This window comes from Maribacter sp. IgM3_T14_3 (assembly GCF_049603095.1).
Taxonomy (GTDB): Bacteria; Bacteroidota; Bacteroidia; order Flavobacteriales; family Flavobacteriaceae; genus Maribacter.
Genome location: NZ_CP187138.1, coordinates 3,953,674 through 3,980,151 on the forward strand (window position 1 = coordinate 3,953,674; position 26,478 = coordinate 3,980,151).

25 protein-coding genes and 1 pseudogene are annotated in these 26,478 nt (G+C 35.6%); 11 read left to right on the top strand and 15 right to left on the bottom strand.

All coding sequences use genetic code 11. The features are described 5' to 3' along the window. Window positions 1–514: 514 nt before the first annotated feature. Window positions 515–1,963 (top strand): DUF1800 domain-containing protein, encoded by a 1,449-nt coding sequence (locus ACPF9A_RS17455; RefSeq protein ID WP_423998891.1) that lies wholly within the window; start codon window positions 515–517, stop codon window positions 1,961–1,963. Between the two features lie 5 nt (window positions 1,964–1,968). Beyond that, window positions 1,969–3,612: a DUF1501 domain-containing protein gene (locus ACPF9A_RS17460; RefSeq protein ID WP_423998893.1), complete on the top strand. Its 1,644-nt coding sequence runs from the start codon at window positions 1,969–1,971 to the stop codon at window positions 3,610–3,612. A gap of 62 nt (window positions 3,613–3,674) precedes the next feature. Here ACPF9A_RS17460 and ACPF9A_RS17465 read toward each other — a convergent pair. The 8 genes and pseudogenes from ACPF9A_RS17465 to mnmE all read right to left on the bottom strand — a co-directional run. After that, window positions 3,675–4,208, bottom strand: a pseudogene (locus tag ACPF9A_RS17465) (IS1595 family transposase); the annotation flags it as partial. Further along, window positions 4,190–4,684: a relaxase/mobilization nuclease domain-containing protein gene (locus tag ACPF9A_RS17470; RefSeq protein ID WP_423998895.1), complete on the bottom strand. Its 495-nt coding sequence runs from the start codon at window positions 4,682–4,684 to the stop codon at window positions 4,190–4,192. The pseudogene ACPF9A_RS17465 and the gene ACPF9A_RS17470, both read right to left, overlap by 19 nt. Further along, on the bottom strand, window positions 4,681–4,977 hold the full coding sequence (mbpA, locus tag ACPF9A_RS17475; RefSeq protein ID WP_423998897.1) for a mobilization protein MbpA: 297 nt from the start codon (window positions 4,975–4,977) through the stop codon (window positions 4,681–4,683). The genes ACPF9A_RS17470 and mbpA overlap by 4 nt, the downstream gene beginning before the upstream one ends. A gap of 252 nt (window positions 4,978–5,229) precedes the next feature. Next, window positions 5,230–5,517: a helix-turn-helix domain-containing protein gene (locus tag ACPF9A_RS17480; protein WP_423998899.1), complete on the bottom strand. Its 288-nt coding sequence runs from the start codon at window positions 5,515–5,517 to the stop codon at window positions 5,230–5,232. Between the two features lie 147 nt (window positions 5,518–5,664). Beyond that, window positions 5,665–6,285, bottom strand: a complete 621-nt coding sequence (locus ACPF9A_RS17485) for a hypothetical protein (RefSeq protein ID WP_423998901.1) — start codon at window positions 6,283–6,285, stop codon at window positions 5,665–5,667. Between the two features lie 98 nt (window positions 6,286–6,383). Then, window positions 6,384–6,794 (bottom strand): site-specific integrase, encoded by a 411-nt coding sequence (locus ACPF9A_RS17490; RefSeq protein ID WP_423998903.1) that lies wholly within the window; start codon window positions 6,792–6,794, stop codon window positions 6,384–6,386. A 130-nt stretch (window positions 6,795–6,924) separates the two neighbouring features. Further along, window positions 6,925–7,521 (bottom strand): phage integrase SAM-like domain-containing protein, encoded by a 597-nt coding sequence (locus ACPF9A_RS17495; RefSeq protein ID WP_423998905.1) that lies wholly within the window; start codon window positions 7,519–7,521, stop codon window positions 6,925–6,927. A gap of 410 nt (window positions 7,522–7,931) precedes the next feature. After that, window positions 7,932–9,329, bottom strand: a complete 1,398-nt coding sequence (mnmE, locus tag ACPF9A_RS17500; RefSeq protein WP_423998907.1) for a tRNA uridine-5-carboxymethylaminomethyl(34) synthesis GTPase MnmE — start codon at window positions 9,327–9,329, stop codon at window positions 7,932–7,934. A 135-nt stretch (window positions 9,330–9,464) separates the two neighbouring features. Between mnmE and ACPF9A_RS17505 the strand changes: the two genes are divergently transcribed. Both ACPF9A_RS17505 and ACPF9A_RS17510 read left to right on the top strand, forming a co-directional pair. Continuing rightward, window positions 9,465–9,869 carry a hypothetical protein gene (locus ACPF9A_RS17505; protein ID WP_423998909.1) on the top strand — a complete coding sequence of 135 codons (405 nt, stop codon included), beginning with the start codon at window positions 9,465–9,467 and terminating at the stop codon, window positions 9,867–9,869. A gap of 73 nt (window positions 9,870–9,942) precedes the next feature. Then, the gene (locus ACPF9A_RS17510; RefSeq protein ID WP_423998911.1) at window positions 9,943–10,311 is read left to right on the top strand and encodes a DUF4870 domain-containing protein; all 369 of its coding nucleotides are present in this window, start codon (window positions 9,943–9,945) and stop codon (window positions 10,309–10,311) included. A gap of 69 nt (window positions 10,312–10,380) precedes the next feature. Here the strand turns inward: ACPF9A_RS17510 and dnaN are convergent, their stop codons facing one another. After that, window positions 10,381–11,499 (bottom strand): DNA polymerase III subunit beta, encoded by a 1,119-nt coding sequence (dnaN, locus tag ACPF9A_RS17515; RefSeq protein WP_423998913.1) that lies wholly within the window; start codon window positions 11,497–11,499, stop codon window positions 10,381–10,383. 278 nt (window positions 11,500–11,777) lie between these two features. Then, complete coding sequence (locus ACPF9A_RS17520; protein WP_423998915.1) at window positions 11,778–12,608, bottom strand: SAM hydrolase/SAM-dependent halogenase family protein; 831 nt, start codon at window positions 12,606–12,608, stop codon at window positions 11,778–11,780. A gap of 128 nt (window positions 12,609–12,736) precedes the next feature. Here ACPF9A_RS17520 and ACPF9A_RS17525 point away from each other — a divergent pair, with 128 nt between their 5' ends. Next, window positions 12,737–13,690, top strand: coding sequence for a PhoH family protein (locus ACPF9A_RS17525; protein ID WP_423998917.1), 954 nt, complete (start codon window positions 12,737–12,739; stop codon window positions 13,688–13,690). Between the two features lie 8 nt (window positions 13,691–13,698). Next, window positions 13,699–14,655 (top strand): phosphoribosylaminoimidazolesuccinocarboxamide synthase, encoded by a 957-nt coding sequence (locus tag ACPF9A_RS17530; RefSeq protein WP_423998919.1) that lies wholly within the window; start codon window positions 13,699–13,701, stop codon window positions 14,653–14,655. A gap of 4 nt (window positions 14,656–14,659) precedes the next feature. Here the strand turns inward: ACPF9A_RS17530 and ACPF9A_RS17535 are convergent, their stop codons facing one another. The 3 genes from ACPF9A_RS17535 to ACPF9A_RS17545 form a co-directional block, all read right to left on the bottom strand. Continuing rightward, window positions 14,660–15,316 carry a 3'-5' exonuclease gene (locus tag ACPF9A_RS17535; RefSeq protein ID WP_423998921.1) on the bottom strand — a complete coding sequence of 219 codons (657 nt, stop codon included), beginning with the start codon at window positions 15,314–15,316 and terminating at the stop codon, window positions 14,660–14,662. Beyond that, a complete protein-coding gene (locus tag ACPF9A_RS17540) occupies window positions 15,316–17,235 on the bottom strand; it encodes a DUF294 nucleotidyltransferase-like domain-containing protein (RefSeq protein WP_423998923.1) in 1,920 nt (639 codons plus the stop codon). Before ACPF9A_RS17540 ends, ACPF9A_RS17535 begins: the two co-directional genes overlap by 1 nt. A gap of 89 nt (window positions 17,236–17,324) precedes the next feature. After that, window positions 17,325–18,749 carry an L-serine ammonia-lyase gene (locus ACPF9A_RS17545; protein WP_424004513.1) on the bottom strand — a complete coding sequence of 475 codons (1,425 nt, stop codon included), beginning with the start codon at window positions 18,747–18,749 and terminating at the stop codon, window positions 17,325–17,327. Between the two features lie 186 nt (window positions 18,750–18,935). On the opposite strand from ACPF9A_RS17545, the gene dnaK reads away from it, so the two are divergent. Beyond that, complete coding sequence (gene dnaK / locus ACPF9A_RS17550; protein WP_423998925.1) at window positions 18,936–20,834, top strand: molecular chaperone DnaK; 1,899 nt, start codon at window positions 18,936–18,938, stop codon at window positions 20,832–20,834. A 102-nt stretch (window positions 20,835–20,936) separates the two neighbouring features. Continuing rightward, a complete protein-coding gene (locus tag ACPF9A_RS17555; protein WP_423998927.1) occupies window positions 20,937–21,866 on the top strand; it encodes a hypothetical protein in 930 nt (309 codons plus the stop codon). 2 nt (window positions 21,867–21,868) lie between these two features. Here the strand turns inward: ACPF9A_RS17555 and ACPF9A_RS17560 are convergent, their stop codons facing one another. Continuing rightward, window positions 21,869–22,426 (bottom strand): GNAT family N-acetyltransferase, encoded by a 558-nt coding sequence (locus ACPF9A_RS17560; protein WP_423998929.1) that lies wholly within the window; start codon window positions 22,424–22,426, stop codon window positions 21,869–21,871. Further along, window positions 22,423–23,067, bottom strand: coding sequence for an alpha/beta hydrolase (locus tag ACPF9A_RS17565; protein ID WP_423998930.1), 645 nt, complete (start codon window positions 23,065–23,067; stop codon window positions 22,423–22,425). The genes ACPF9A_RS17560 and ACPF9A_RS17565 overlap by 4 nt, the downstream gene beginning before the upstream one ends. Before the next feature lie 64 nt (window positions 23,068–23,131). Here ACPF9A_RS17565 and ACPF9A_RS17570 point away from each other — a divergent pair, with 64 nt between their 5' ends. The 3 genes from ACPF9A_RS17570 to menD are packed head-to-tail and all read left to right on the top strand — an operon-like array spanning window position 23,132 to window position 26,469. After that, window positions 23,132–23,554 carry a PaaI family thioesterase gene (locus ACPF9A_RS17570; protein WP_423998932.1) on the top strand — a complete coding sequence of 141 codons (423 nt, stop codon included), beginning with the start codon at window positions 23,132–23,134 and terminating at the stop codon, window positions 23,552–23,554. A 37-nt stretch (window positions 23,555–23,591) separates the two neighbouring features. After that, complete coding sequence (locus tag ACPF9A_RS17575) at window positions 23,592–24,668, top strand: chorismate-binding protein (protein WP_423998934.1); 1,077 nt, start codon at window positions 23,592–23,594, stop codon at window positions 24,666–24,668. A 49-nt stretch (window positions 24,669–24,717) separates the two neighbouring features. Next, the gene (gene menD, locus ACPF9A_RS17580; RefSeq protein ID WP_423998936.1) at window positions 24,718–26,469 is read left to right on the top strand and encodes a 2-succinyl-5-enolpyruvyl-6-hydroxy-3-cyclohexene-1-carboxylic-acid synthase; all 1,752 of its coding nucleotides are present in this window, start codon (window positions 24,718–24,720) and stop codon (window positions 26,467–26,469) included. Window positions 26,470–26,478: the final 9 nt, after the last annotated feature.

Here is a 26,478-nt window from a genome sequence, read left to right on the forward strand (position 1 = left end):
AACAAAGGAGGTTAAACCTGGTATTCTGTATTTTGGGCGTTTTATAAATTCTATCCATCGGTTTATATTGGGGACGTGAAGCCCATTCGTGCAACACCCACCCACCTTTATTTAGACTTTTAAAACTGAAGCTCCAGTTTACTTTCAACGGTCATTCATTTATGCTCCTGAAGAACACTAATTAGCCTACCTATAGCGACCGTTTAAATTAATCATTCTCACCATTAATTGGTAACTCTTTACAAATCGCACCTTTTGTAAAGAGTTTATTGTCATTCACAAATTTTAATATCTTCCTTCAAAGTTCAATAAAAGGACAGAACCAACCCAAATCTTACCCAAAAACTTTGCGCGTGGATCCTGTATTGAAGGCATAAGGTCAATTCGGGCTAGAAAAACACATTTTATAGCCGTATAAATTCTTTTATTTTACCGTTCGTCGATGAATCATACTAAATCAACGATAAAGTAGTTATCTTAGTCTCTATAATTAACTCCTTTTAAGACTATTCGTATGAGCTTAAACTGTATCTCCAATTCTTTGACCCCTTATACCCCATCAGTGGAAAGGCCATGGAATCTTGACCGAATTAAACATTTATACCGACGCATGTCTTATGGTATTTCACCTACTGAAGCACAAGCCTTATTGAGTGAAAATCCTGCGGATATTGTTGATGTACTAATAAATGATCATATATCGGCGCCAATAATACCTCCTCCTGAATGGGCCGATGAATTTGATGTTAGTTCGATTCAACTTTTTGCAAAAAAGCTGTTTTTGCAGACCGAGCTATCGCAGGCCATGTTAGTTAATGGCTTACGCGACAAAATGACTCTTTTTTGGAGTAACCATTTTGTTACTGATGTAACGACTTACCGCTGTCCTTCATGGTTATATAGATATACAAAGACACTTCAAGAAAACGCATTGGGCAATTTTAAGACATTTGTTCATGAAATAGGTATCGATTCCGCAATGTTGAACTATCTGAACGGCAAGGATAATAAAAAAGGATCCCCTAATGAAAATTACGCTCGAGAGCTGTATGAACTTTTTACGCTAGGTGATGGAAATGGATATGAACAAGCGGATATTGAGGAAACCGCTAGGGCATTAACCGGATATACCGCAAAAGACACCCGTTGCTCCTTATATACATTTAATTCCGATAATTTTGATGATGGTGAAAAAACAATTTTTGGCAGAACTGGCAATTGGGGTTATAGCGACGTTATTGATATTCTATTTGAAGAACGGGGTGAACATATAGCAAAACATATTGTTGAAAGAATTTATCTCTACTTCGTACATCCTGAACTTCCTCAAGATGAAAGCATTATAAACGATTTGGCTCAAAATTTTAGAGACAACGATTTTGAAATGATACCATTTCTTCGTCAACTTTTTAAAAGTGAGCACTTTTTTAGTGATGACGCCATGCACGTTTTTATAAAGAGCCCATATGATCTATTACTTGGTTTGCTTCAAGAAGCCCAATTAAATAATAATTCATCCGAAGAAATTAGACAAATTAATTTGGATGCCACAGCTGTAGGTCAAGACATATTTGCCCCGCCATCCGTAGAAGGTTGGCAGGGTGAGCAAGATTGGATTAGTGCGCCGTTGGTCATTGGAAGATGGTCTTCTGCAGAGGATTTCATCTCTAGACAATATAGGCTTTTTGACAAGGAGAAGTTCAGGGATTTGGGCTTGGCACTGTCCGGTGGCCAGCATGAGGATGTAGCATTTGTAAGCCGCGCTATAATAGACTGGTTTTTACCAAAAGATGTGTTATCTGCCCAAGAATATATCAATGGTTTAGAAACATTTAAGTCCGTGGTTCCAGAAAATTATTTTACGGACGGAACATGGAATCTACAGTTCTATCCAGATGTGCCAAAACAAGTTGAGCTACTACTTTACTATATCACAAAATTGCCTGAATTTCAATTAAAATAATACTTATGTTTAAAACTGTTAATCATTCAAAAGAACACGACCAAGAACATCAAGAGTGGAGCAGAAGATCATTTTTGCAGGCTTTAGGGATTGGTTGTACAGGTAGTATGCTACTAGGCAGTAAAATGCTTAGTGCCTCTTCTTCATCACCATTAGCAATGGCATTGAATACTTCTGAAAATGATAATATTTTAATATTGGTGCGTTTTGCTGGGGGCAACGATGGGCTAAATACTATTGTGCCCGTATACGACTTCGATACTTATGCCAATCACAGACCTACAATTTACCACAAAGAACAAAGTTTAATTCAACTTGATAATGATTTCTCAATTCCTAATCACATGGAATCTTTGGAATCAATGTGGGGTGAGGGTCTGATGAAGGTAGCTCATGGAGTAGGTTATGACCCAAGAAGTTTATCCCATTTCACATCGTCGGATATATGGGCTACGGGTAAGACCAATGTGGATGATTTTACTAAAGGCTGGCTAGGAGGATATTTTAATGAAGCCTATCCCGATTTTATTTCATCTCCACCGGAAAATCCACTAGCCATTCAAATAGGGAGTGTTGGCAACTTACTATTTAGTTATGAAGAACAACAATATGCATTTTTAGTATCAAACCCGCAAGAGTTAGAGGATGTAGCAAAGAATGGTGTGAAATACGAGATAAATAACATAGATAGTACCTGTAAAATCGGAAAGCATCGAGAATTTCTTAGGGCAACCTACAATTCTACGTTTAGTTATTCTGGAGCAATAAGCGCTGCCTATAATAGTACAGAAAATATCGTCGAATATGAGGACAATAGCATCGCAAAACAATTCGCTATTATAGCTCGTTTAATCAAAGGTAATTTAGGTACTAAAACATATATGGCTACCCTAGGAGGTTTTGATACGCACGCAAATCAGACGGAGACGCATGCAGAACTTTTAGGGACATTTTCAAAAGCTGTAGACACTTTTTATAAAGACATAAAACAAACAGGCCACGATGAGAAGGTTTTGAGTATGACTTTTTCAGAGTTCGGTCGTAGAGTTAGCCAAAATGGGTCCAATGGTACAGATCATGGTACCGCTGCACCTTGTTTATTTTTTGGTAAGGCCCTAAACGGTAATGGGTTTGTTGGAGAACACCCTAGTCTTTCTGATCTGGATAATAATGGTAACCTAAAGTATAATATTGATTTTAGAAGATTATATGCTTCTGTTCTTTCTCAATGGCTCTGTATTGATAAGTCCCTTGTTGATGCCGCGCTCGGAGGTTCTTATGAGAATATTGACCTAGGTTTTTCCTGTACTACGGACGCGGATGTAGATTCCGATACAGAAAATCCAGATTCAGATGGACCTATAGAGATTGAAGATATTCCAGAAGAATATTCACACACGCCAATTTATGATAACGAAGGTCGCCCATCGATTTCTTTGAATTTGAACAGGGCGATGCATATTGATATCCAGTTGTATAATATCCTAGGACAACAAATGGGCACCCTGAAAAATAGTTTTATGACGGAAGGATCTCATATTGTAGATATCGAAGACGCCTTAAAGGGTGGGGCTTTGACTACAGGAAAATATATTTATCGTGTCAGTACATATGACGGCAACTCAAGTAAAATGATACTTGTTAAATAAAATATGAAGCACTAGTCCAAAATTTACCAAAGTGATGAAACTACCAATTACTATTTATTGAGTTATACGGTTAGCCTCTGTTTTATTTGATTTTGATAAACTGGTTTTGCTTCTACCATTCTTACAATTGTTTTATGAAAGGTGCTGCCTTTAAATTGTGAACGATTAATTCTAAAACAAAATTCATCAAAATAAGCTTGAATATGCCATTTACTCACGTGAGTCGGTATTGCTCTGAGCCATGACTTGACTTGCATGATTATAATGTGCGGTTGTTTAAAATTAGCACCATTATTACTGTATATCTGTTCGATATCGTAATTTCCTTTTAAGGGCTCATATCCTCTCCATTTATCTGTTATTATTTTGGCAGATGTACTTATGTGTTCTTCAAATATTGGCGTCAACGATTTTGCGGAATAGTCATCGATAGATTTGATGTAAACTCTTTTCACTTTATTGTTATCGGTCAACTCCACTGCTATTACTGCCTTTTTCTTTTTTGAATCATAACTTCTGCCTTGTTTACCCTCTTCTTTTCCTCCAACGGTAAACCCATCAACATGAATTAATGTTTCTAATGGATATTTTTGACTTCAGTCAATTTCCCTTGTTGCACTTCTCTAACTGTAGTCAGGCCCATTTGCTGCGCCACTTTTTCGGCTGCTTGTTGGCTTCGTTTTCCAACATAATTGTCTTTATAGGCTTTTCCATCAAAACCGATACGGTTAACATATAAATGGATGTGAATATGTTCTTTGTCACGATGCACAAATGCAATCGCCTGTCGCTCTTGCAATTTCATTTCCTTGACAAATCGCTGCGTAATTTTGGTTAACTGCTTGTTCTTTAATTTGCGACCATCTTCAATAGTCGGACTAAGCACAAAACTCAACGTGTTCTTTTTACATCTGTGATTTTGTGATTGTATGATTTTAAACTCTTGGGTAACCTCTTTTGGATTATCCCCTGCTAGATGTTCTCGATAGACCACTTTGGCATCTTTTTCTTCATTCCATCCATAACCCATGGAAGCTCCTGTATGCGATATGGATTTTCCCATTCCTATCATTTTCTGAAACTTAAAAGATGTTGGCGTATTTCACTTGCCAATTGAGTTACTTCATCGGCCAATTTCGGATTACGTTTTCGGAACATATTCCCGATGAGCTTAAAGTTGTTCTGATACTTGGCCAGCATTTTATATGTGGTTATTTGTTCTTCCGAAAGGCGTTCGATTATCCGGTCATTAAAAGCAGCACGACGACAATATTCGCTTATGGATAGTCCGCTCTTTTTGGCTTTGATTTTCAAGAGCTTCTTCTCATAAATCGAACATCGAAATTGTACGAACTCTTTCTTCACTTTAGTTTTTTTATGTTGTTATTTGACAAGTACTTTTTGCTAAATCATATATCGAAAACCTAATTACCAGTTCCTATCCTTTTGCGACCTTCGGGAGCAAAAGCAAGATTTGTCATGACAATGACACATCTTGAATTCTTACTCAGACGCTTAAATCAACCGCAAACCATTTTTCTCTTTTTTCTCCCTATCCACAAACAAAATCATAAGTAGTACCACCTCAATTAGACATAGTTTCGTGTAACTTTAGTGCTAAAATTTTCGATTTTTAAAAGTGTAGTTCAAAGCCTCCCTTTCAATTTCCTGATTTGATTTTCTTTGATTTCGAAGTAGCCATTCATTGAGTTTTTTCTTCTCAAAGAATATCATTTTACCATTGGGTTTTGAATGCGGAATATCTTTTGAAGCAGTTAATTTGTAAAGGTAACTTCGAGATATACCTGCGTACTCAGAAGCTTCTTCGAAGGTCAGTACTTCTTTATGTGCTACCAATAAACGTTCAATACGGTCGAGCCGTTCTGTTAGTTCTAAATAGTCCATTAACTCGTATTTTTTGATTAAACAATCGACAAAAACTTTTGTTCTTTCTAATAGAATTCTGACACTAAACTAGAAAAGGAAGGAAAGAGAAATACATGCATTGCAGACATGGCATGCATAGTTGGGGCAAAGGCAAACAAAATGACATTAAAGGTTAGAAAAGATGACTTTTAAATCATCGTTTCGCTTAGAAACTGGTGTTCTAAATTTGGCGTTTTTAATGGTGGTATATGTATAGGTTTTTCCATCATCCCTGCGAATTGTATCAGACCTATCGAAGAAGTCGGTCAAGCTAAGGGAGTTGTTTGGAAACTTCGTTTTAAAACGTTCATAGAACTCACGACAACTTGGTGCGTCTAAATTGAAATGAATTTGTGAAGTGTGCGCCTTCCAGTCTAACAACAGTACTTTTTCAAAGTCGTCGTATGTAGTACTTTCAATATCAATCATATCAAATCTGATAAGCTCATTGTATAATACACTCAATTGATGCTTAGAAATTGATATGCCGAAATTTCTTTTAGATTTCAGTTTTTTCTTGATTCTAGGAATGAATATGTTTTCAAATCTTTTAGACCAAGTACTATGGCAGATAAGCATACCTCCTAAAAAGATAAACCAATTTAGAAAATGGAAAATGTGGTAAGGGTTGGTAAAATATCTCAGTAGCTCTGGATAGCTTACGTGCATTAATACCAGCCCTACAATATAGAAAGCTAGCCTAGGTTTTTCAATGTACTTATCCCATATGGTAGGTTCATTAAACATAAAGCGGGTAAACACCTTGACGTATACAATTAGTAACCGTACATATAAATATGTAAAGCAGAGTAAGAGTAGATATGTCGTCATTGACAGGTTCATTGCTAACCAAAATTTATATCCAATTCAGGAATCATATTAGCTGCAGCCTTCATTTTTGTGTCAATAATTTTAGCGTATATCTGGGTAGTTCTCAGTTCTCGATGTCCTAATCGTTTTGATACCGTATAAATATCCGCTCCGTTTTCCAACAACAGTACCGCATTAGTATGTCGTGCGCTATGAAAGGTAATATGCTTTGTAATTCCCGCTCGCATGCACCATGTTAGAATTTGCGCATTGAAATGGGCACCGTATTTCAAGCCTTTAAAAACTTTTTCATCAGGGCTTCGATGACTTCCTAAGAGTTTTCTCGCCTGTGCGGAAATGTAGAGGTATTCAACACTATCTGTTTTCTTTTGCCTAAAAATCACCCTAGCACCATTTTCTTCGTCGCGTACTTCTGACCATTTCATTTTATCAATATCGCTCCATCTAAGTCCTGTTAGACAGCTAAAAATGAAGGCATTCTTTTAAAACGGGATATTTACAGTAGGCATTGGATAGCGATTGTAGTTCAGAATAGGTAAGATATTCTCTTAGCGATTAAGCTTGTGCAAAAGTCTTGACAGACTTAATGACATCCTCCTGTATAAAACTTTCGTTATATGCTTCTCTTAATGCAGCTCTAAATTTATTAAAATAGGTATACTTTGAATTTTGTGATAGGGGAGTGCCACTTTTTGTTTTAGCCTGAGTGTCTATGTACTTTTTGAAGTTCTTGACAAAATTGGTATCAATATCATTAAGTCGCACATGTTCTGGACAGAATTTTTCAATATGCTTTAATGCTGCATCCCAGTTTCCATAGTTGGAATTACTCTCATAGCGTTCTTCTTTGAGGTGTCTAAAATAATCTAGGAAAGTTATTGCTCCTTTCCTTTCATTTTTCATATTGTATTTGCCTGTTATTAAATCTGACTGGCGAATGGTAAGAATTTGTTCCGCCATCTGTAAAGCTTCTTTGTTTTTTCTTACTTCTTCTGCATTTTGAGGGTCGTCTACTATATAAAGTTTTAGGTATTCAAAGTTTCTTAAATGCCTAATATCCCCTTTTTTATCCTTCCGATACCCATTGTACAATTCAAGGTATAAGCTTGATTTTCTGCCCTTTAGCTTTTTTTGTTTGAGTGTTATCTTCATAATCGTGATTTTGAGGTGTAAATTTTATTTTTCCTGTTTTTCATTACATCTATCAAGTAATCAATAAGATGCTGTAAATCAGAATCTTACAATTTATTAGCCTAAATGTGATTTTTTTGGCAAATCGACCAAAAAAGCACGGTTTTTACACCTTTTTTACACCTCGAAAATAATTCCATTTTGGACTTAATTAGTTATAAGTCAATAGAATACTAAATTAATATTCACGTATTATCACTTCCGAGGTGTAAATTTTTACACCTCGGAAGCAAAAAACCGCTCGAGGTGTAAATAAGGTGTAAAAATATATGAAAATAGGGTGAAAAAGGAAAATATAAGAATGTTAAAATTTTTGTAAATAACTGATTTACAGTCAAATGAAACCAAATGACATCAAATGAAATTGGCGATTACTTCCCGATACAAAAATTAGCAAAAATATTTCCTAACAACTCATCATTGGTTACTTGTCCTGTGATTTCGCCTAAGTGATATAGAGCTTCTTTGACATCGATGGCCATAAGGTCACTTGAGAGTTCTGCCTTCATTCCAAATTGCACCTTTTCTATTTCCTCTAAAGCTTTGAGTAGTGAATTGTAATGGCGTGTATTGGTTACAATTGTTTCATTATTACGAAGGGCACCGGTATTTACAAATTCTAAAAGGCTGTTTTTTAACTCCCCAACTCCTTCGCCTGATTTGGCTGATAGGTATCTGACATTTTGTAAATGAAAACTAATTTTCTCTTTATCAGCAGTTGTAATGGTGTCTGCTTTATTTATCAATAATAATAAAGGTTTCTGCGGATTCTGATTTTTTATCTTTTCAAAATCGATAACAATATTCTTCAATTTTTTGTCGTCTGCTAATAACTTTGAGCCGTCAACCAATAATAAAACTACTTGTGCTTGTTCTATTTTTTCGAAGGTTCTTTTAATGCCCATTCCTTCAACAACATCTTGGGTCTCGCGAATTCCTGCCGTATCAATAAATCGAAACCCTATTCCCCCTATAGAAATTTCATCTTCGATGGTATCACGTGTGGTACCAGCAATATCTGATACTAATGCGCGCTCTTCATTTAAAAATGCGTTTAAAAGTGTTGATTTCCCAACATTGGGTTCGCCTACGATAGCAACCGGAATCCCGTTTTTAATCACATTACCAACTGCAAAAGAATCGATTAGTCCTTGTAATACTTTCTGAATTCGTGTTAAAAGCTTTTTAAATTCTGTACGGTCCGCAAATTCTACATCTTCTTCAGAGAAATCTAGCTCTAGTTCAATTAAAGAAGCAAAATTCAATAATTCTGTTCGCAACTGCTTTATTTCATTGCTGAATCCGCCACGCATTTGTTGAACTGCTATTTGATGGCTAGCGGCATTATCACTTGAGATTAAATCTGCAACAGCTTCTGCCTGGCTTAAATCCATCTTACCATTCAAGAATGCTCTTAACGTAAACTCACCTGCATCTGCTGTTCTACAGCCATTTCTAAGAAATAGTTGAATAATTTGTTGTTGTATATAAGGTGAGCCGTGGCAAGATATTTCTATAATGTTTTCTCCTGTATAGGAATGGGGATTCTTAAAAATAGATACAAGTGCTTGGTCCAGTACATTTTCGCCATCTTTTATGTATCCTAAGTGTATGGTGTGACCGTTTTGGTCTCCAAGAACTTTGCCTGAAACTGATTCAAAATGTGCTGAAGCAATCTTAATTGCATCTTCACCAGAAAGTCTAATAATTGCAATGGCTCCTGATCCTGCAGGAGTTGCTAATGCTATTATGGTATCGTTTTGAATCATGCTGCAAAAATAATCAATTATTAACTGTTGTAGTTTTCTTAATTTAAAAGCATTTTGTTTTCAGTATATAATTATATAGTAATTTCGCATGGTATAAAATGTAATTAAAAAAATGAAAAGGTTGTTGTATTGTTAGTGTTCTTATTTGTTTCTTCTTTTGGTATCGCTCAAACCGATGTTCCTGAGCCAACTGGTGAAATTACAGTTACACAAGAAAAGGAAATGGAAGAGGTGAAAAAGAAAGTTGAAAAAGCAGAAGCTGACGCCAAAAAAGAAAAAAAGGAAGCTGCAGCGCAAAAGAAAAAAGATGCAGCGAAAAAGAAAGAAGAGAAGCTAAAAAAGCAAATAGATGCTAAAAGTAAATCTATTTCTAAACAAGAAAGGCAGGTTGAAAAATTAAAAACTCAACTTGAGAAAGGGAAGCTGAAAGGAACGCTTTCTCCTGTCGATATTCAAAAAATCGAAGATAAGGTTGCCAAGAGTCAAATGAAGATTATGAAGGAGCAGGAGAAGCTTAAAAAATTGAGCAGAAAACTATAATTTTTTTAAAAAATGTAACAATTTGCGACTTTATGCGTCTTATTTCTAGTATTCATCATTAAATCAATCAAAAATGGAACTAGTAAATAAAAACGCAGTAGTTGTTCGTGAAGACAGGAATTTGTTGGTGATTACTCATTTATCTCAATATTTAGATTTTGTAACAGGATTTGGCGGACTCATAATACCCCTAGTAATTTGGCTAACGACCAAAGATTCTGTTATAGGTATGGATGAGCATGGTAAATCGGTAATCAACTTTCAGTTAACGTTACTTTTATATCTTGTAATAGGTATACCTGGAATCTTTTTGTTCGGACTCGGAATCTTATTATTAATATTCGCAGGAATTTTATCAATTGTAATGCCGGCAGTAAATGCAATAAAAGCTAGTAACGGAGAATCGCCGAGTTACTTTGCTACCATACGGTTTATCTCTTAAGTAAATAATAAAGCAAAAAAAAAGGGTCAGTTTAAAAACTGACCCTTTTTAATTTATGAATATTAAGTTTTAGCTGTTAAGCATAACTGGCATTACTAACATAGTTACAAATTCACCTTCATCTAAACCATCGGTAGGTGTAAGTATACCTGCACGATTAGGAAGACTCATTTCTAAAGAAACTTCATCAGAACCTAAATTGTTCAACATTTCTGTTAAGAATCTTGAGTTAAAGCCAATTTGCATATCATCCCCTTGGTAAGAACATGTTAATCTTTCTTCAGCTTTGTTCGAGTAATCAATATCTTCTGCAGAAATATTTAACTCTGCACCCGCTATCTTTAAGCGTATTTGATGTGTTGTCTTATTCGAGAATATAGAAACCCTTCTTACTGAGCTCAAAAATTGATTTCTAGCGATAGTAAGTTTATTCGGATTCTCTTTTGGTATTACCGCTTCATAGTTAGGGTATTTACCATCAATTAGTCTACAGATCAATTCAGTTTCTTCAAAGCTAAATTTCGCATTGCTCTCGTTGTACTCGATTAGTACATCAGATTCGCTGCCTGCCAGTATACCTTTTAATAAAGTCAAGGGTTTTTTAGGCATAATGAATTCCGCTACTTGCGATGCTCTAACATCGGTACGTTGGTATTTCACTAATTTATGCGCATCGGTAGCAACAAAAGTTAAGTTCTCTGTAGAAAACTGAAAAAAGACACCGCTCATTACAGGTCTTAAATCATCGTTACCGGCTGCAAAAATAGTTTTATTGATAGCTGTTGCTAAAATATCACCAAGCAATGTCGTAGAACTAGGACTAGCTAATTCAACTGCTTTTGGAAATTCTGCTCCGTCTGCATAAGCTAAAGCATATTTACCATGGTTAGAGCTAATTTCTACCGTATTGTTATCTTCAACAACAAACGTTAGTGGTTGCTCAGGAAAAGTTTTCAAGGTTTCTAAAAGCAATCTTGCCGGTACTGCAATAGTACCTTCGCTATCTGAATCTACTTTAATAACCGAACTCATGGTCGTTTCTAAATCAGAGGCTGACACAGTTAGTTTATCCTTTTGCAAATCGAACAGAAAATTATCTAAAATAGGTAACGTGTTACTGTTATTAATAACACCTCCTAATATTTGAAGTTGTTTTAGCAAATAGGTACTTGAAACTATAAATTTCATTCTTTATTTTTTATTGATATTTCAATTGAAGTTTTCAAAAGAAATAGGTTTAAACTCCTGATCGTTGGCAGTTTTAGTTACCAACAAAGATATTTTAATTGCCCTTTTTAAGGAAACAAACTTATTAACAGTTTATACTTGGTACGTGCGTTGTATAGCACTAGGTATTACTACATTAAGCCTGTTATATTCATTTTTGTCAATTAGTTATTAACTTTTGCCATTTAGGTTATTGTTGAAATTACGATTAAATTTTCTACAAGTCCTCGCATCTGCATCTATTCGAAATCTATCATGATAGTGTCTCTGTAATCTAATCCTAATAGGGTAGAGGCACCACCAACTGTAGTAAGATTGCTCTTGTATATCGCCAGCTCAATGAAATCTGATGAATTAAATATAGCCAATAAATCGCCAGCACTTTTACGCTGAGATTTTTCAAGACTGTAATCTATAAAGTCGTTATATGTTTTGTGAATCTTGGTAATCTTATGATTTCGCACAAACAAGGTAAAATCTTTGTCTTTGCGGTAGGCATCGAATAAATTTTTACGAATATTGGTAACTACATTGCCATAGTTATCAATATAAATAACACTGCCAATAATCTTTTTGCCGTCTTCTGTAATTCTTGGAGAAAACTCACGTAAATCATTTAGGTCTGTAAATGGTTTGCCTACAATTTCTAATGTACCACCACGGGCAATATGACACGCTACCTGAATAAACACATTTAAAACAGGAAAGGAATTTGCAATGGAGTCGGGCAGGTTAATTTCAACCACCTTTTCTGGAGTCATTTCAGAGGTGATAAGCCCAATGACCCCGGTGTTTGCACTAATAAAATAATGTCCGTTTACAAGCGCGACTACATGCTTGTTATCTGGCGTTTCTTCTGAGTCTACACCTACAATATGTATGGTGCCCTTCGGAAAACTTTTGTATGAATTGGATAATATATAAGCGCACTCTTGAATATTGAACGGCATGATGTCATGCGAAATATCAACAATTTTAGCATCAGGTAATTCTGTATATATGGAGCCTTTTAATACAGCTACAAAGTGATCTTTTAATCCGAAATCTGTTGTTAGGGTGATGATTGCCATACAGCAATGTTGATATGTTTTTGGTTAGTCGAACTTAAAATTTGCTTAAATTTGATATACAAAATTAAACAAAAAACAGCGATTAAAAATATTCTTCGCTAACTATAAATCATAATAAAACTGACTGTTTGAACGAGATAATTCTAGAACTTACCGAAATTAGCCCGAGAGAGTTTTTTGGGCAGCAAAATGAGCATATTGATTTATTGAAAAAATTTTTTCCGAAGCTGAAGATAGTTGCCCGTGGCAATAAGATAAAGGTTTTCGGAGATCAAGAACTTTTAGAAGAGTTCGAAAAACGTTTCGATTTACTTACGCAACATTTTGTCAAGTACAATAAATTAGATGAGAATAGCATTGAAAGGCTTTTAACCAGTTCTGAAGACGACGAGATTAAATCTTCAAAGAATAGCGGCGAAACACTGGTGCATGGTGTAAGTGGTAGATTGATAAAAGCCCAGACTGCCAATCAACGTCGATTAGTTGATGCCTCTAAAAAGAACGATATGGTTTTTGCTATTGGCCCCGCCGGTACAGGTAAAACCTATACGGGTGTTGCACTCGCTGTAAAGGCTTTAAAGGAGAAACAGGTTAAGAAAATTATTTTAACCAGACCCGCCGTTGAAGCGGGTGAGAATTTAGGTTTTTTACCGGGAGATTTAAAAGAGAAACTAGATCCTTATATGCAACCCTTGTACGATGCGCTTAGAGATATGATCCCTGCAGAGAAACTGGTACATTATATTGAAAACGGTACCATACAAATTGCCCCTATGGCATTTATGCGTGGTAGAACTTTAGATAATGCATTTGTTATTTTAGATGAAGCTCAGAATACTACGCATGCACAAATGAAAATGTTCTTGACTAGAATGGGTAGAAATGCAAGGTTTTTAATTACTGGTGACCCAGGACAAATTGATTTACCTAGAAGAACTATATCCGGATTGAAAGAAGCTTTATTAATTTTGCAAAACGTTCCTGGTATAGAAGTTATTTACTTGGATGATAAAGACGTTATCCGTCATAAACTTGTAAAAGAAGTTATTGAGGCTTACAAAACTATTGAACATCACAATTAAAATTTTACATGTCAAAGAATACTATTTACGAAACAGAATTCAATTTTCCAGGTCAAAAGAATGTCTATAAAGGCAAAGTAAGATCTGTATATACTTTAGAGAACGATATGTTGGTCATGGTGGCTACAGATAGGTTGTCTGCTTTTGATGTGGTGATGCCAAAGGGTATACCGTATAAAGGTCAAATTCTAAACCAGATCGCTACTCAAATGATGGCTTCTACCGAAGATATTGTACCTAATTGGTTAACTGCTACCCCAGATCCAAATGTGGCTGTTGGTGTTGCTTGCGAGCCATTTAAAATTGAAATGGTTATTCGTGGTTATTTATCTGGTCACGCGGCTAGAGAATACAAACTCGGTAAAAGAATGCTTTGTGGCGTTGCAATGCCCGAGGGAATGAAAGAGAATGATAAATTTCCTAGTCCCATTATTACTCCTGCAACCAAGGCAGAAATGGGAGACCATGATGAAGATATCTCTAAAGAGGATATTTTAAGTAAAGGAATAGTTTCTGCGGATGATTATGCGGTATTAGAAAAGTATACCTACGCACTTTTTCAAAGAGGAACGGAGATAGCTGCCGAAAGAGGATTGATTTTGGTGGATACTAAATATGAATTCGGAAAAACAAAAGAGGGTAAAATCGTATTGATTGATGAGATACACACTCCCGATTCATCAAGATATTTTTATTCTGACGGATATCAACAACGACAAGATACCGACCAACCTCAAAAGCAACTTTCTAAAGAGTTTGTAAGGCAGTGGTTAATTTCAAATAACTTTCAAGGTTTAGAAGGACAAACGGTACCGCACATGACCGATGAGTATATTGATTCAGTTTCTGAACGCTATATTGAACTTTACGAGCATATTACGGGTGAGCCTTTTGTTAAGGCAGATACTACACACATTAATGAACGTATCAATAGAAATGTATTGAATTATTTGGAGAGTCTTTAAAAGACTATCTAAGTAAATATTTAAGCGAGAAATTTTTCTTTTCCTTTAAGCGAGAAATTATTTTTAAGAAGGCGACTGCCGTTATATAAGCGTCGCCTAATGCGGTATGTCTATCCTTTTTAGATATTGAAAATTTATCGGCAAGCTCATCTAATGTATAATTAGTTTTTGGCTGAACTAAATACGATTTTATAAGGGTTTTTTTATAGATAACTCCCGTATCCAATACGGTGTTTTTTAATTTAGGTAAGCCATTTCTTTCTAATGCCGTATTAAGCATACCCATGTCAAAACTGGCATGGTGTGCTACTATAACGGCATTACCTACATACTCCAGAAATTTCTCAAGTGCCAAAATTTCACCAATACAGTCCCGTTGCCCGTTTTTCAAGAGTCCGTGTACATGTACTGTGTCCTTATTGAATTTTTCTTGCTCAAGATAAATATCAAAAACTTCTTGAACAGATATGGTTTCTTTTTTTATTTTTACGGCACCAATAGATAGTATTCGGTCTTCTTCAAAGCTAAACCCCGTTGTTTCGGTATCTAAAACAACAAATACAAGATCTTCAAAATTTTTGTTTTGAGTCTCCTTAAATAAATCGGCGTAGTTTACCCAAAATTCCGGTAGATTTTTAGGTGTTTTTCTAAATAATCCCATTAGCCTAAAATATTAGTAACCTTAAAACGTAGGGTTATCAATTCTTGAATCTCTTTAATTGCCTTAAAGGTGCGCTTCAATTTCATTTTTTCTTGCTTACTCAATTGATCCAATTGAATGAATCGTCCTGAATCATGATTAGCCAACCCTTGTCGTGTTCTAAACTTCAATAATGCTTTAGTGGCATAAGAGCAAGCCATGTACAACTCTTGATTATTTGGTTCTAGTTCTGCCAACTTCTCATACCTTTCCCACGTATTGCTAATTGCTTTTACAGAATGCGATAGTATCAAAACCCTGGCAGCATCGATTAAAGGTCTTAATGCTCTGCTTTTTAGGTCGAAAGTATCTTTGTGTTGCCCATCTTGCTCTACAACAAATTGCCTGAAAAAGCCTGTTGGTGACGGACTCTGTAATGCGCCATTTGCCAAGTGCACTAAGAAAATGGGGTAATTACCAACAGTTCTGAATATGTGTTCGGACATATTGTCCAATAAACTACGCTCGCCATATGCCAAGCTGTAATCGAAAAATATGGAGGACATTAAAACCTCGTTCGGTCCGGGGTTACCAATCCAATAAGATAATCTATTTTTCCATTCTTGTAAGCTTAAGCACCATTTAGGATTAGATGCCATCATATCTGCAGGGCAGTATTCGTAACCTATGGTATTTAATGCTTTGGTTATATGCTTTGAAAGTTCTAAAAAGTATGTCGTAGTTTTTGGTAATTCCTCTTCAGGAACATCTTCAAAGACCAAGGCGTTATCTTGATCCGTATGTAAAAGTTGCTCGCTTCTACCTTGACTTCCTAATGCCAACCATGCAAATTTTACAGGTGGTGGAGTGTCCATTCTTGCAAGAGAAATTTCAACAACCTGTTTTATACAGGTATCATTTAGTTCTGAGATAATTTTAGCAATTAATCCTAACGGAATATTTTGCTCTAAATACCCGCTCAAAAGCACCATCACACTTTTTCTAATCTGCTTTATCTTTTTAATTTTTGAGGTACGTTTAATGGCTTTTACCAAAACGGCTGGGTTGTCACCTAACGAAACCATAACGTCATGCTTAGATAAAATACCTAATGCAGTAGAATTTGGGGTGCCGTCTTGGGTAATGACCAAATGACTGATGTTGCTTTTCATCATTGCCATTTGTGCTTGGGTTATTGTTAGATTTTTAGGGTAAGTGATTACTGGTGCGGTCATTATAGACTTTACCGAAGCAGTAATGGGCTGCTCACCAGAAATTACTTTATTTCTAAAATCTTTATCTGTTATTATACCTACAGGTAAATCGTTGCTAGTAACCAGAATAGAGCCGATTTTCTTTTTTGACATGATATCGGCAGCTTTTTTAATGGTAGTTCTTGTAGAACAAGTCACCAATTTTTTTGAGTAGCTGGCTAATTGTAGATCAGGTAATACGACCTCTTTTGTGACTTCTTCTTCATCTTCATTATCGAAGAGTTGCCCTTTTTGGTCTTTTGCATACGGGTTGCGGGTATTGGAGGCAAAACTCTCCATCAAAAAAATGCTTACCTGCTCGTTCTTCTTTGCAATAGGTTTAAAAATATCAATGGGGATTCCGTAGAGAATGCATTCTTCATGTGCTCTAGCTTCTAACTTATAATTTTCATTGGCAAAGAGAGGGCGTAACCCAAAAATATCACCTTCATCGCAATAGTCAAGAACATTCGAAGATGCAGCGTTGTTCAAGGTAACGGCACCTTTATGAACTAAGTAAAAATGAGCATGTTGAGGTTCATCTACCTTAAAAATAATACTGTTCTTTTCTTTGTAGACAATTAGCACTTGTTCAGCAAGCTGAAATATCGATTTGCTGTCAAGAAGATTAAATGGCGGGTAGTTTTTTATAAAGTCGGCTACCCTTTCAGAAATCAGGTTTTTCATATATTAAAGTTAGCGGAATATCGGCTTATAAAAAAAGGACATCCATTTATACAACTACAAATTAAAAGGAGCTTCTTTTTAAAACAGATTTAGCAATCAGTCAAGAAAACACCAACTGCCAATCCGCCTTCAGAGGTTTCTTTATATTTAGAACTCATGTCTTTTGCGGTTTCCCACATGGTCTGTACCACCTTGTCTAGCGGTACTTTTGCTGCTGAAGGATCAGAACCCAAAGCAAGCTCGGCTGCATTAATAGCTTTTATGGCACCCATAGAGTTGCGTTCAATACAAGGTATTTGAACCAGACCTCCGATAGGATCACAGGTGAGTCCCAGATGATGCTCCATAGCAATTTCTGCTGCCATTAGTACCTGTTCAGGTGTGCCACCTAATAGTTCGGTAAGTGCACCTGCTCCCATAGCTGACGATACACCAATTTCTGCTTGACAGCCACCCATAGCTGCCGATATGGTAGCTCCTTTTTTAAAGATGCTTCCTATTTCGCCGGCTACTAATAAAAATTGCTTTACATGTTCAAAATTGCCTGCATGGTTTTCAATGACCATATAATACATTAATACAGCAGGTATTACGCCCGCGCTACCATTTGTAGGTGCAGTAACAACACGACCTAAAGATGCATTTACCTCATTTACACTAAGAGCAAAACAACTTACCCATTGTAATATTTGACGAAATTTTACTTCTGTCTGGCGTATGGTCTGTAACCATTCTTCGGGAGTGGAGTAGGGCAGGTCACTTTTGAGTTTGCTATGCATTTCAAAAGCCCTGCGCTTAACATTTAATCCGCCAGGTAAAATACCTTCTGTATGGCATCCGGAATACATGCATTCTAACATGGTAGACCAAATGCGGTTTAATTCATAATCGATCTTCTCATCATCTCGTAAAGATCTTTCGTTCTGTAAAACAATCTCAGAGATTGGTAGATTTTCACTATTACAAAATTCAAGTAGTTCGGTTCCTTTCTGAATAGGAAAAGGAAATTTATTGAACATGTCAACCTTCCGTTTGGCATTCTTTCGTTCTTCACTAATAACGAAACCGCCGCCTATAGAGTAGTATGTTTTTGATATTAATCTGCCAGATTTCAGTTTTGCCTTAAAGGTTAATCCGTTGGCATGAAAAGGTAGAAACTCCCTATTAAATATAATGTGCTGTTTTGGATCGAACGTAATTTGATATTTACCATCTAAATGTAAAACATGTTCGTTCTTAATCGTCTGTATTAAAGAGTCTATTTTATCGATAGGTACTAATTCTGGATCAGCACCTAATAACCCTAACATAACGGCATAGTCAGTGGCATGGCCCTTACCTGTTAATGATAACGAACCATATAAGTGAACCTCGACTTCTTCTACTTTTTCGAGATTGTCTTTCGAGTTTAAACGAGCCAACCACCTTTCGGCAGCGCGCCATGGACCGAGCGTGTGGGAACTTGAAGGACCTACGCCAATTTTTAGCATATCGAAAACACTTATACTTTCTATTTCCAAATCAAAGTTATTTATTGGCTAAGGTACAATGTTTAAAACACGTATTAACTATACTAAAATGGCATATTTTTTAATAAATAATGACGATTAATGACATCATGTCAGTTTTTCTTGCTTGGCATATTGTTTGTCATTTACAAATCGATTGTAAAATAAAGCACTTAATTTAAAACATATAAAATGAGTAAGATTATAGGAATAGATTTGGGTACTACAAACTCCTGTGTTTCCGTAATGGAAGGTAATGAGGCAGTAGTAATACCGAATGCAGAAGGAAAAAGAACAACACCGTCTGTTATCGCTTTTGTTGAAGGTGGTGAAATTAAAGTTGGTGATCCAGCTAAAAGACAGGCAGTAACCAACCCTACAAAAACCATTTATTCTATTAAAAGGTTTATGGGTAACAAGTATTCAGAATCTAGTAAAGAAGCTGGAAGAGTACCTTATAAAGTAGTAAAAGGTGATAATGATACACCTAGAGTTGATATAGACGGTCGTTTATATTCTCCTCAAGAATTATCTGCAATGATTCTTCAGAAAATGAAGAAAACTGCAGAAGATTATTTAGGTCAAGAAGTTACTCGTGCGGTAATTACTGTACCTGCATACTTTAACGATGCACAAAGACAAGCTACGAAAGAAGCTGGTGAAATTGCAGGTTTAACTGTAGAGCGTATTATCAACGAGCCAACTGCTGCGTCTTTAGCGTACGGTATGGACAAGAAAGATACGGAACAAAAAATAGTTGTTTTTGATTTTGGTGGTGGTACGCATGATGTATCTATCTTAGAATTAGGAGATGGTGTTTTTGAAGTATTGGCTACTGATGGTGATACTCACTTAGGTGGTGATGATGTTGATCAAAAAATTATTGATTGGTTGGCTGATGAGTTCAAGTCTGAAGAAGATATGGACCTTAGAAAAGATGCAATGGCTTTACAACGTTTACGTGAAGCTGCTGAGAAAGCTAAGATTGAATTATCATCTTCCGCACAAACAGAAATCAACTTACCATACGTTACAGCCACGGCTTCAGGACCAAAGCACTTAGTTAGAACTTTGACAAGATCAAAATTCGAGCAATTAATTGCTGACTTGGTAAAAAGAACTATTGAGCCATGTGCAAGTGCAATGAAGGCAGCTGGTTTAAAGAATAGTGATATTGATGAAATTATCTTAGTTGGTGGTTCTACAAGAATACCTGCAGTACAAGAGGCTGTTGAGAAATTCTTCGGTAAGAAGCCTAATAAAGGTGTTAACCCAGATGAGGTTGTAGCCGTAGGTGCTGCAATACAAGGTGGTGTTTTAACAGGTGATGTAAAAGATGTATTGTTATTAGATGTTACTCCGCTTTCTTTAGGTATAGAAACTATGGGTGGTGTAATGACAAAATTAATAGAGTCTAACACAACGATTCCTACAAAGAAATCGCAAGTATTCTCTACTGCATCTGACAATCAGCCGTCAGTTGAGATTCACGTGTTACAAGGTGAAAGACCAATGGCACCTGATAACAAAACAATCGGTAGATTCCATTTAGATGGTCTTCCACCAGCACAAAGAGGAACACCTCAAATTGAAGTAACTTTTGATATTGATGCTAACGGTATCATTAAAGTTTCTGCAACTGATAAGGCAACGAACAAAACTCAGGATATTCGTATTGAAGCTTCTTCTGGTTTAACTGAAGAAGAAATCAAGAAGATGAAAGCTGAAGCTGAAGCAAATGCTGAATCTGATAAAAAAGCGAAAGAAACTGCAGATAAGTTGAACGAAGCAGATGGAATTATTTTCCAAACCGAATCTCAACTTAAAGAATTTGGAGATAAATTATCTGACGATAAGAAAAAACCAATTGAAGATGCTTTGGCAGAATTAAAAGCTGCATATGAAACTAAAGATTTGGCTGTTATAGCACCTGCTTTAGATAAAATCAACGAAGCTTGGAAAGTTGCATCTGAAGAAATGTACAAAGCGCAAGCTGATGGACAAGGTGGTGCTGCTCAAGGAGAGCCAACTGCTGAAGGTGGTGCTGAAAGTGATAACGTTGAAGACGTAGACTTCGAAGAAGTTAAATAATATAACTTTAAGTTATTATAGAAAAGGGACGGTATATACCGTCCCTTTTTACTTTTACATCATATTTTTTTATCCCTAGTTATAATAAAGTAATTTTGCAGTATGATTAAAAAATACTTTCGGACTCTTTTTATCATTGTTATCGCAATAGTTCAGAATTTGCAAGGTCAAGAAATCCAGATTTTCACCCTTGAAGATTTTGATTTGAAGGGGAATGTGAAATCATGTTTGGTAAGTACCGATTATGGTAAAGAGGAATATGATTTTAATAAAAAGGGATTTTTAACGAAATCAGTTACGAGATACAACGATCAAGATTATGACGCTGTGTATTACAAATATAGTAATGGTGAACTTTTAGAAAAGCGTTCAGAGTCTTACAGAATTAATACGTTCGATGCCAGTACTTCTATTGCTCATTTTTATTCTATCGATTCTACCGATACAATGAAAATTCAAGAACGAATTTTTTCATATGATAAACAGTTCTTAGATGAATACATATATGTGTATGATGAATTTGGCGATTTAACCAGTATAAAAAGAACCAACAATGATGGTACAGATGTAACACAGATTGAACATAAGAAGTTTCAAGGGGAAAATACCGTTACTTATTTACTAAACGATGTGCCGTTGAAATCAATTCGTACGTCTACCCAAAAGCCTAAAAATAGACCTGAACAAAGAATTATTTTGACCAAAGAATATGTAAAAGGGGATGAAAACTTTGCCTTTGAAGAAGTATTTACCTTGGATGGAAGATTAATGGCGCAGCAAGAATTCGAATATAATGTGCAAGCGAAGAAATTTGAGCCAACTACGAGAACTAGTTATATCTATGATGACATAGGCATGTTGGTTTCTGAAACGGCAAAAAGAGGTGCTGGTATTATAAAGAAAGAATACATCTATCAATATGATAAAAAGATAGAAGGCAACTGGATTAAACAAATTGTCACACCTGATAACACATACATTACTAGAAAAATCACTTATTACCCAGCTGAAGCTAAAGTTATAGAAGAGTAAAACTAATTGTGATTAGTTTGCCATTCTTCTCGCAAAAGACCATAGCAACACGTATTTCTTTTAAAGCCATTTAGTAGATAAACATCTTTTCGGAGAATGCCTTCTAAGGTGCAGCCGAGTTTTTCAACTGCTTTTCTTGAAGCCATATTTCTTTCATCTACACGGAATTCCACTTTTTCAAAATCCATGGTAGTAAAGGCATATTCAAGCATTAATTTTTTCATTTGGGTGTTCAACCCGGTACCTTGAAATTCACGTCCGATCCAAGTAGAACCAATATGCAAAACTTTGTTTTTGGAATTTATATTCATAAAACGGGTACAACCTGCAAAAGCGTTATACTTTCTATCATAAATAATGAATGGTATGCTAGTGCCTGCTTGTTGCTGTTCTAAGGCGGTTTCTACATAGTTTTTAAAACTTGCAGGTGTTGCAATATCAGAAGGTGAATATTGAACTAGCTTATCTTGAGATGCAATGGAAATAAGCTTTTCAAAATTGTTTATGGTTAACGGACTCAATATAACTCGTTCATTTTCTAAAGTTGGTGTGTTGTTCATTCCGCCAGTTGATTTATAATTTCTTTTTTAACCTCGTGTCCGCCATCAAAAGAGATGAATTGTACATTATCACCAAAAAGGATTTTAAGTTTATTGTTCTCTTTTATTGCTTTGGCTGGGGTTAAGTATTGATCCTCGTTTCCAAAAACTGAAATAATCTCGGTATCACTTTTTAAATGTGTAAAATCTGATTTTTTCAATTCCGTAGGTATTCCGCCTGCATAAAGAATCAGTTTTGAGCACGTCAGTTTAGAATACGCCAAATACCGTAATGCTATTGAAATGCCTTGCGAAAATCCGAAGAAAATAATTTTACAATCAGCGGGTAATTTTTCATTTTCTAAAACAGCATCTAAATAATTGTACAGATTAGCTGTTTCAAGTGCCGTGTTTTCTTTCGTCAACCAACTTGCACCTACATGCTTATATTCATTCTTTAAATAATATTTAGAAGGTGCTTGGGGTGCAATAATGTAATTTTCATTTGGTGGTAACTCGTTGAAATACTTTAGAAAAAAACGACTCAAAAATCCTATCCCATGAAAAACAATCCACACGCGTTTGGTATCACTATGCAATTCATTTAAAGTCTCGTACGTGTTTGTAGTTTTATAAGTAACATTTTTAATTTGGTTTTCCATAAAGTATACAATTCATTCAAGCTTTTCTGTTGGTAATGTAATGCTTAATTTTACAAAAAAAAGGATGAACGACTACAAAGAAAAAATTCTGAAGATTTGTAACGAAACTTCTAAGAATACCTTAATGGAGACCTTAGATATTGAATACATTGATGTGGGTGAAGATTTTTTGTTAGCCAAAATGCCGGTGACACCAAAAGTACATCAACCAGATGGCGTTTTACATGGTGGGGCAACAGCAGCACTGGCCGAAAGTGTTGGTAGTGCGGCATCTTATGTTTTTTTAGACGGTAATAAATTTTTTGTTCGAGGTATAGAGATTTCTGCAAATCACGTAAAAAGCATAAAAGAAGGTTTTGTTTATGCTAAAGCAACAATCTTACACAAGGGTAGAACTACTCAGTTATGGGAAATTAGGGTTACTAATGTTGATGATCAGCTAATATCTCTATGTAAATTAACCACAATTACATTACCTAAAGTATAATATGGTGTATGAACTTTTTAATCGAGCTGAAAACTGCTTGAAAAAGCAGTTGCCGTTTGTCTTGTATAGCAAACCTAATGATACCGAATTGATCGGAGTTTTTCAAGACAACGATGCTATTCATGAGGATAGAGATTTCACCGAAACCGGATTTGTTTTTGCTCCGTTCGATTTAAATTCAAGTGCTATAGTATTGAAAATGGATGCTGTAGAAAAAGTTCAATTAAATAGGTCTCATGAGCCTTTACCTATTGAGAATAAAACACCTGAAAGTGACACTTTAGAGCAGGCTAGATATGAAAAGCTACTATCGAATGCCATTCATGAAATCAGAGAAGGTGAATTTAATAAAGTAGTTTTATCTAGAAAAATCGAAGTTGATTGCAAAGATGATTACTTTGATATTTACCTGCGAATTCTTAACGAATATAAAAATGCATTCTGTTATTTCTGGCACCACCCTAAAATAGGAACTTGGATGGGGGCTACACCAGAAATTTTGGTGAAAAGTAACGGTTCGCAATTTACGACAATGTCTTTGGCAGGTACTCAGAATTCTATTGGTGACGCCAAGCCACAATGGTCTGATAAAGAATTAAATGAACAGCAACTAGTAACCGATTATATTTTTGATACTTTAAAAGATAAAGTGATATCTCTAAATAGTTCTGAGCGAGAATCGGTAAAGGCAGGTCAGCTTTGGCATCTTCGAACAGAAATGAAAGGTACTTTTGCCCCGAATAAATTTGGTGCTGTTTTAAAAGCACTTCACCCAACGCCTGCTGTATGTGGGAGTCCGTTAAAAAACGCAAAGAAGTTTATTTTAGAAAACGAATTGTATGAGCGGACTTTTTATACAGGTTTTCTTGGTGAGCTGAATATGAAATCAGAGCTATCTAGAAATAAGAATCGTAGAAATCAAGAGAATAGCGCGTATCGAAGTGTAATGAAAACTTCAGAACTTTTTGTGAATCTGCGCTGTATGCAATTATTCAATGATAAAGCCGAAATTTATGTTGGAGGCGGAATTACCGCTGACTCTATTCCTGAAAAGGAATGGGAAGAAACTGCTTTAAAAAGTAAGACGATGTTTCGTATTCTGAACAGTAAATAGACGCTTAACTTTTGGGTAATAACCCGCTTTGGTCGTATTTTTGAACTACATGAAATACTCCGCTATACCTACCGCACAATCAATTGTTTCGCATTGCCAAGCAAAGAATATTTCTAATATTATAATTTCGCCTGGTTCTAGAAATGCGCCTCTTACTATAGCTTTTGCAGAGAATCCGTTTTTTCATTGTTACAGCATTGTAGACGAGCGTTGTGCTGCATTTTTTGCATTGGGCTTAGCGCAACAGTTGCAAGAGCCCGTGGTTGTTTTATGTACCTCTGGTAGTGCACTTTTAAACTATTATCCGGCGGTAGCAGAGGCTTATTTCAGTAATATTCCGGTAATAGTTATTTCTGCTGACAGACCTGTTTATAAATTAGGAATAGGAGATGGGCAAACTATTAATCAGCAGAATATCTTTGAAAATCATATCAGATATTCTGCCAACCTGAGACAAGATGTTAGCCATGCTACCGATAAGGTAATGCATTATAAACCAGAATGGATCGATGGTAAAGCGGTCAATGATGTTCAGCATGAAGTGCAAAATTATAATGATGAAGAATTAAACCGAGCTTTTGAAATTGCCTTTATTACGAATTGTCCGGTTCATATAAATGCGCCTTTTGAAGAGCCTTTATATAATACGCTCGAAGAACCTTCGGTATGTTCAGAAATTAGTGCTATACCTGCTAAGTTAGACAGTGTTATATATTTAAAGCATCATAAGAATATTTGGAATTCTTCTATTCGTAAAATGATATTAGTAGGGGTTAATACTCCGGATGCTATTAAAGATATTGTTTTAGAAAAGTTAGCTAATGATCCTAGCGTTATAGTGTTAACTGAAACAACATCGAACATTCACCATCCTAGTTTTTTTAATAGTATAGATTCGCTAGTTGCGCCCATAGAAATGCATGCGCAGAAGGAATTGGAATTTGAAAAATTGAAGCCAGAGGTGCTAATAACTTTTGGCGGACTCATAGTGTCAAAAAAAGTAAAGGCATTTTTAAGAAATTTTACGCCAAAACACCATTGGCATATTGATGGTCAATTTGCGAACGATACTTTTTTCTGTTTAGAGGAACATATTAAAATTTCGGTTAATGATTTTTTTAATGAAATGTATGCTGATAGCCCAACTTTAGAAAGTAATTATTTTTCTCATTGGAATGTAGTTAAAGAGCAATATGAGCTAAAAAGAGAAAACTATTTAAAAGAGATTCCGTTTTCAGATTTTTTAGCATTCAACCATATTTTAGAAACTGTACCTAATGATTATATGTTGCAGTTGGCAAATAGTTCTACTATTAGATATACTCAGTTATTTAATGTTAACCCTACGCTAAAAGTATTCTGTAATAGAGGTACTAGTGGTATCGATGGTAGCACGTCTACAGCTATTGGGGCATCTTTGGCAAGCAGTTCTCCCACACTATTTATTACCGGTGACCTTAGTTTTTTCTATGATAGTAATGCCTTATGGAATAATTACATAAAAAGTAATTTTAGAATTATAGTTATTAATAATAATGGTGGTGGTATTTTTAGAATACTACCGGGAAAAGAGAATTCAGAGGTGTTTGAAACGTATTTTGAAACACGACATTCGTTGTCAGCAGAGCATCTTTGTGCTATGTATGGTTTCAATTATAGAACGGCAAAATCATCCGAAGAACTAAAAGAAGAATTATGTACGTTTTTCAATGAAACTGGTCGTCCGCAATTACTGGAAATTAGTACGCCTACATTAAAAAACGATAAAATTTTGATTGATTATTTTCGTTTCATATCTTAGTGGGGTAAT

What these genes read in the sequence shown, in the direction of transcription:
- ACPF9A_RS17490 (WP_423998903.1), bottom strand. Translation starts at nt 6,794, where the DNA reads ATGAAATGGTCAGAAGTACGCGACGAAGAAAATGGTGCTAGGGTGATT.
- ACPF9A_RS17455 (WP_423998891.1), top strand. Translation starts at nt 515, where the DNA reads ATGAGCTTAAACTGTATCTCCAATTCTTTGACCCCTTATACCCCATCA.
- ACPF9A_RS17470 (WP_423998895.1), bottom strand. Translation starts at nt 4,684, where the DNA reads ATGATAGGAATGGGAAAATCCATATCGCATACAGGAGCTTCCATGGGT.
- ACPF9A_RS17520 (WP_423998915.1), bottom strand. Translation starts at nt 12,608, where the DNA reads ATGGCAATCATCACCCTAACAACAGATTTCGGATTAAAAGATCACTTT.
- dnaK (WP_423998925.1), top strand. Translation starts at nt 18,936, where the DNA reads ATGAGTAAGATTATAGGAATAGATTTGGGTACTACAAACTCCTGTGTT.
- ACPF9A_RS17560 (WP_423998929.1), bottom strand. Translation starts at nt 22,426, where the DNA reads ATGAACAACACACCAACTTTAGAAAATGAACGAGTTATATTGAGTCCG.
- ACPF9A_RS17530 (WP_423998919.1), top strand. Translation starts at nt 13,699, where the DNA reads ATGTCAAAGAATACTATTTACGAAACAGAATTCAATTTTCCAGGTCAA.
- ACPF9A_RS17555 (WP_423998927.1), top strand. Translation starts at nt 20,937, where the DNA reads ATGATTAAAAAATACTTTCGGACTCTTTTTATCATTGTTATCGCAATA.
- ACPF9A_RS17495 (WP_423998905.1), bottom strand. Translation starts at nt 7,521, where the DNA reads ATGAAGATAACACTCAAACAAAAAAAGCTAAAGGGCAGAAAATCAAGC.
- menD (WP_423998936.1), top strand. Translation starts at nt 24,718, where the DNA reads ATGAAATACTCCGCTATACCTACCGCACAATCAATTGTTTCGCATTGC.
- ACPF9A_RS17540 (WP_423998923.1), bottom strand. Translation starts at nt 17,235, where the DNA reads ATGAAAAACCTGATTTCTGAAAGGGTAGCCGACTTTATAAAAAACTAC.
- ACPF9A_RS17485 (WP_423998901.1), bottom strand. Translation starts at nt 6,285, where the DNA reads ATGTTTAATGAACCTACCATATGGGATAAGTACATTGAAAAACCTAGG.
- dnaN (WP_423998913.1), bottom strand. Translation starts at nt 11,499, where the DNA reads ATGAAATTTATAGTTTCAAGTACCTATTTGCTAAAACAACTTCAAATA.
- ACPF9A_RS17480 (WP_423998899.1), bottom strand. Translation starts at nt 5,517, where the DNA reads ATGGACTATTTAGAACTAACAGAACGGCTCGACCGTATTGAACGTTTA.
- mnmE (WP_423998907.1), bottom strand. Translation starts at nt 9,329, where the DNA reads ATGATTCAAAACGATACCATAATAGCATTAGCAACTCCTGCAGGATCA.
- ACPF9A_RS17565 (WP_423998930.1), bottom strand. Translation starts at nt 23,067, where the DNA reads ATGGAAAACCAAATTAAAAATGTTACTTATAAAACTACAAACACGTAC.
- ACPF9A_RS17535 (WP_423998921.1), bottom strand. Translation starts at nt 15,316, where the DNA reads ATGGGATTATTTAGAAAAACACCTAAAAATCTACCGGAATTTTGGGTA.
- ACPF9A_RS17510 (WP_423998911.1), top strand. Translation starts at nt 9,943, where the DNA reads ATGGAACTAGTAAATAAAAACGCAGTAGTTGTTCGTGAAGACAGGAAT.
- ACPF9A_RS17570 (WP_423998932.1), top strand. Translation starts at nt 23,132, where the DNA reads ATGAACGACTACAAAGAAAAAATTCTGAAGATTTGTAACGAAACTTCT.
- ACPF9A_RS17460 (WP_423998893.1), top strand. Translation starts at nt 1,969, where the DNA reads ATGTTTAAAACTGTTAATCATTCAAAAGAACACGACCAAGAACATCAA.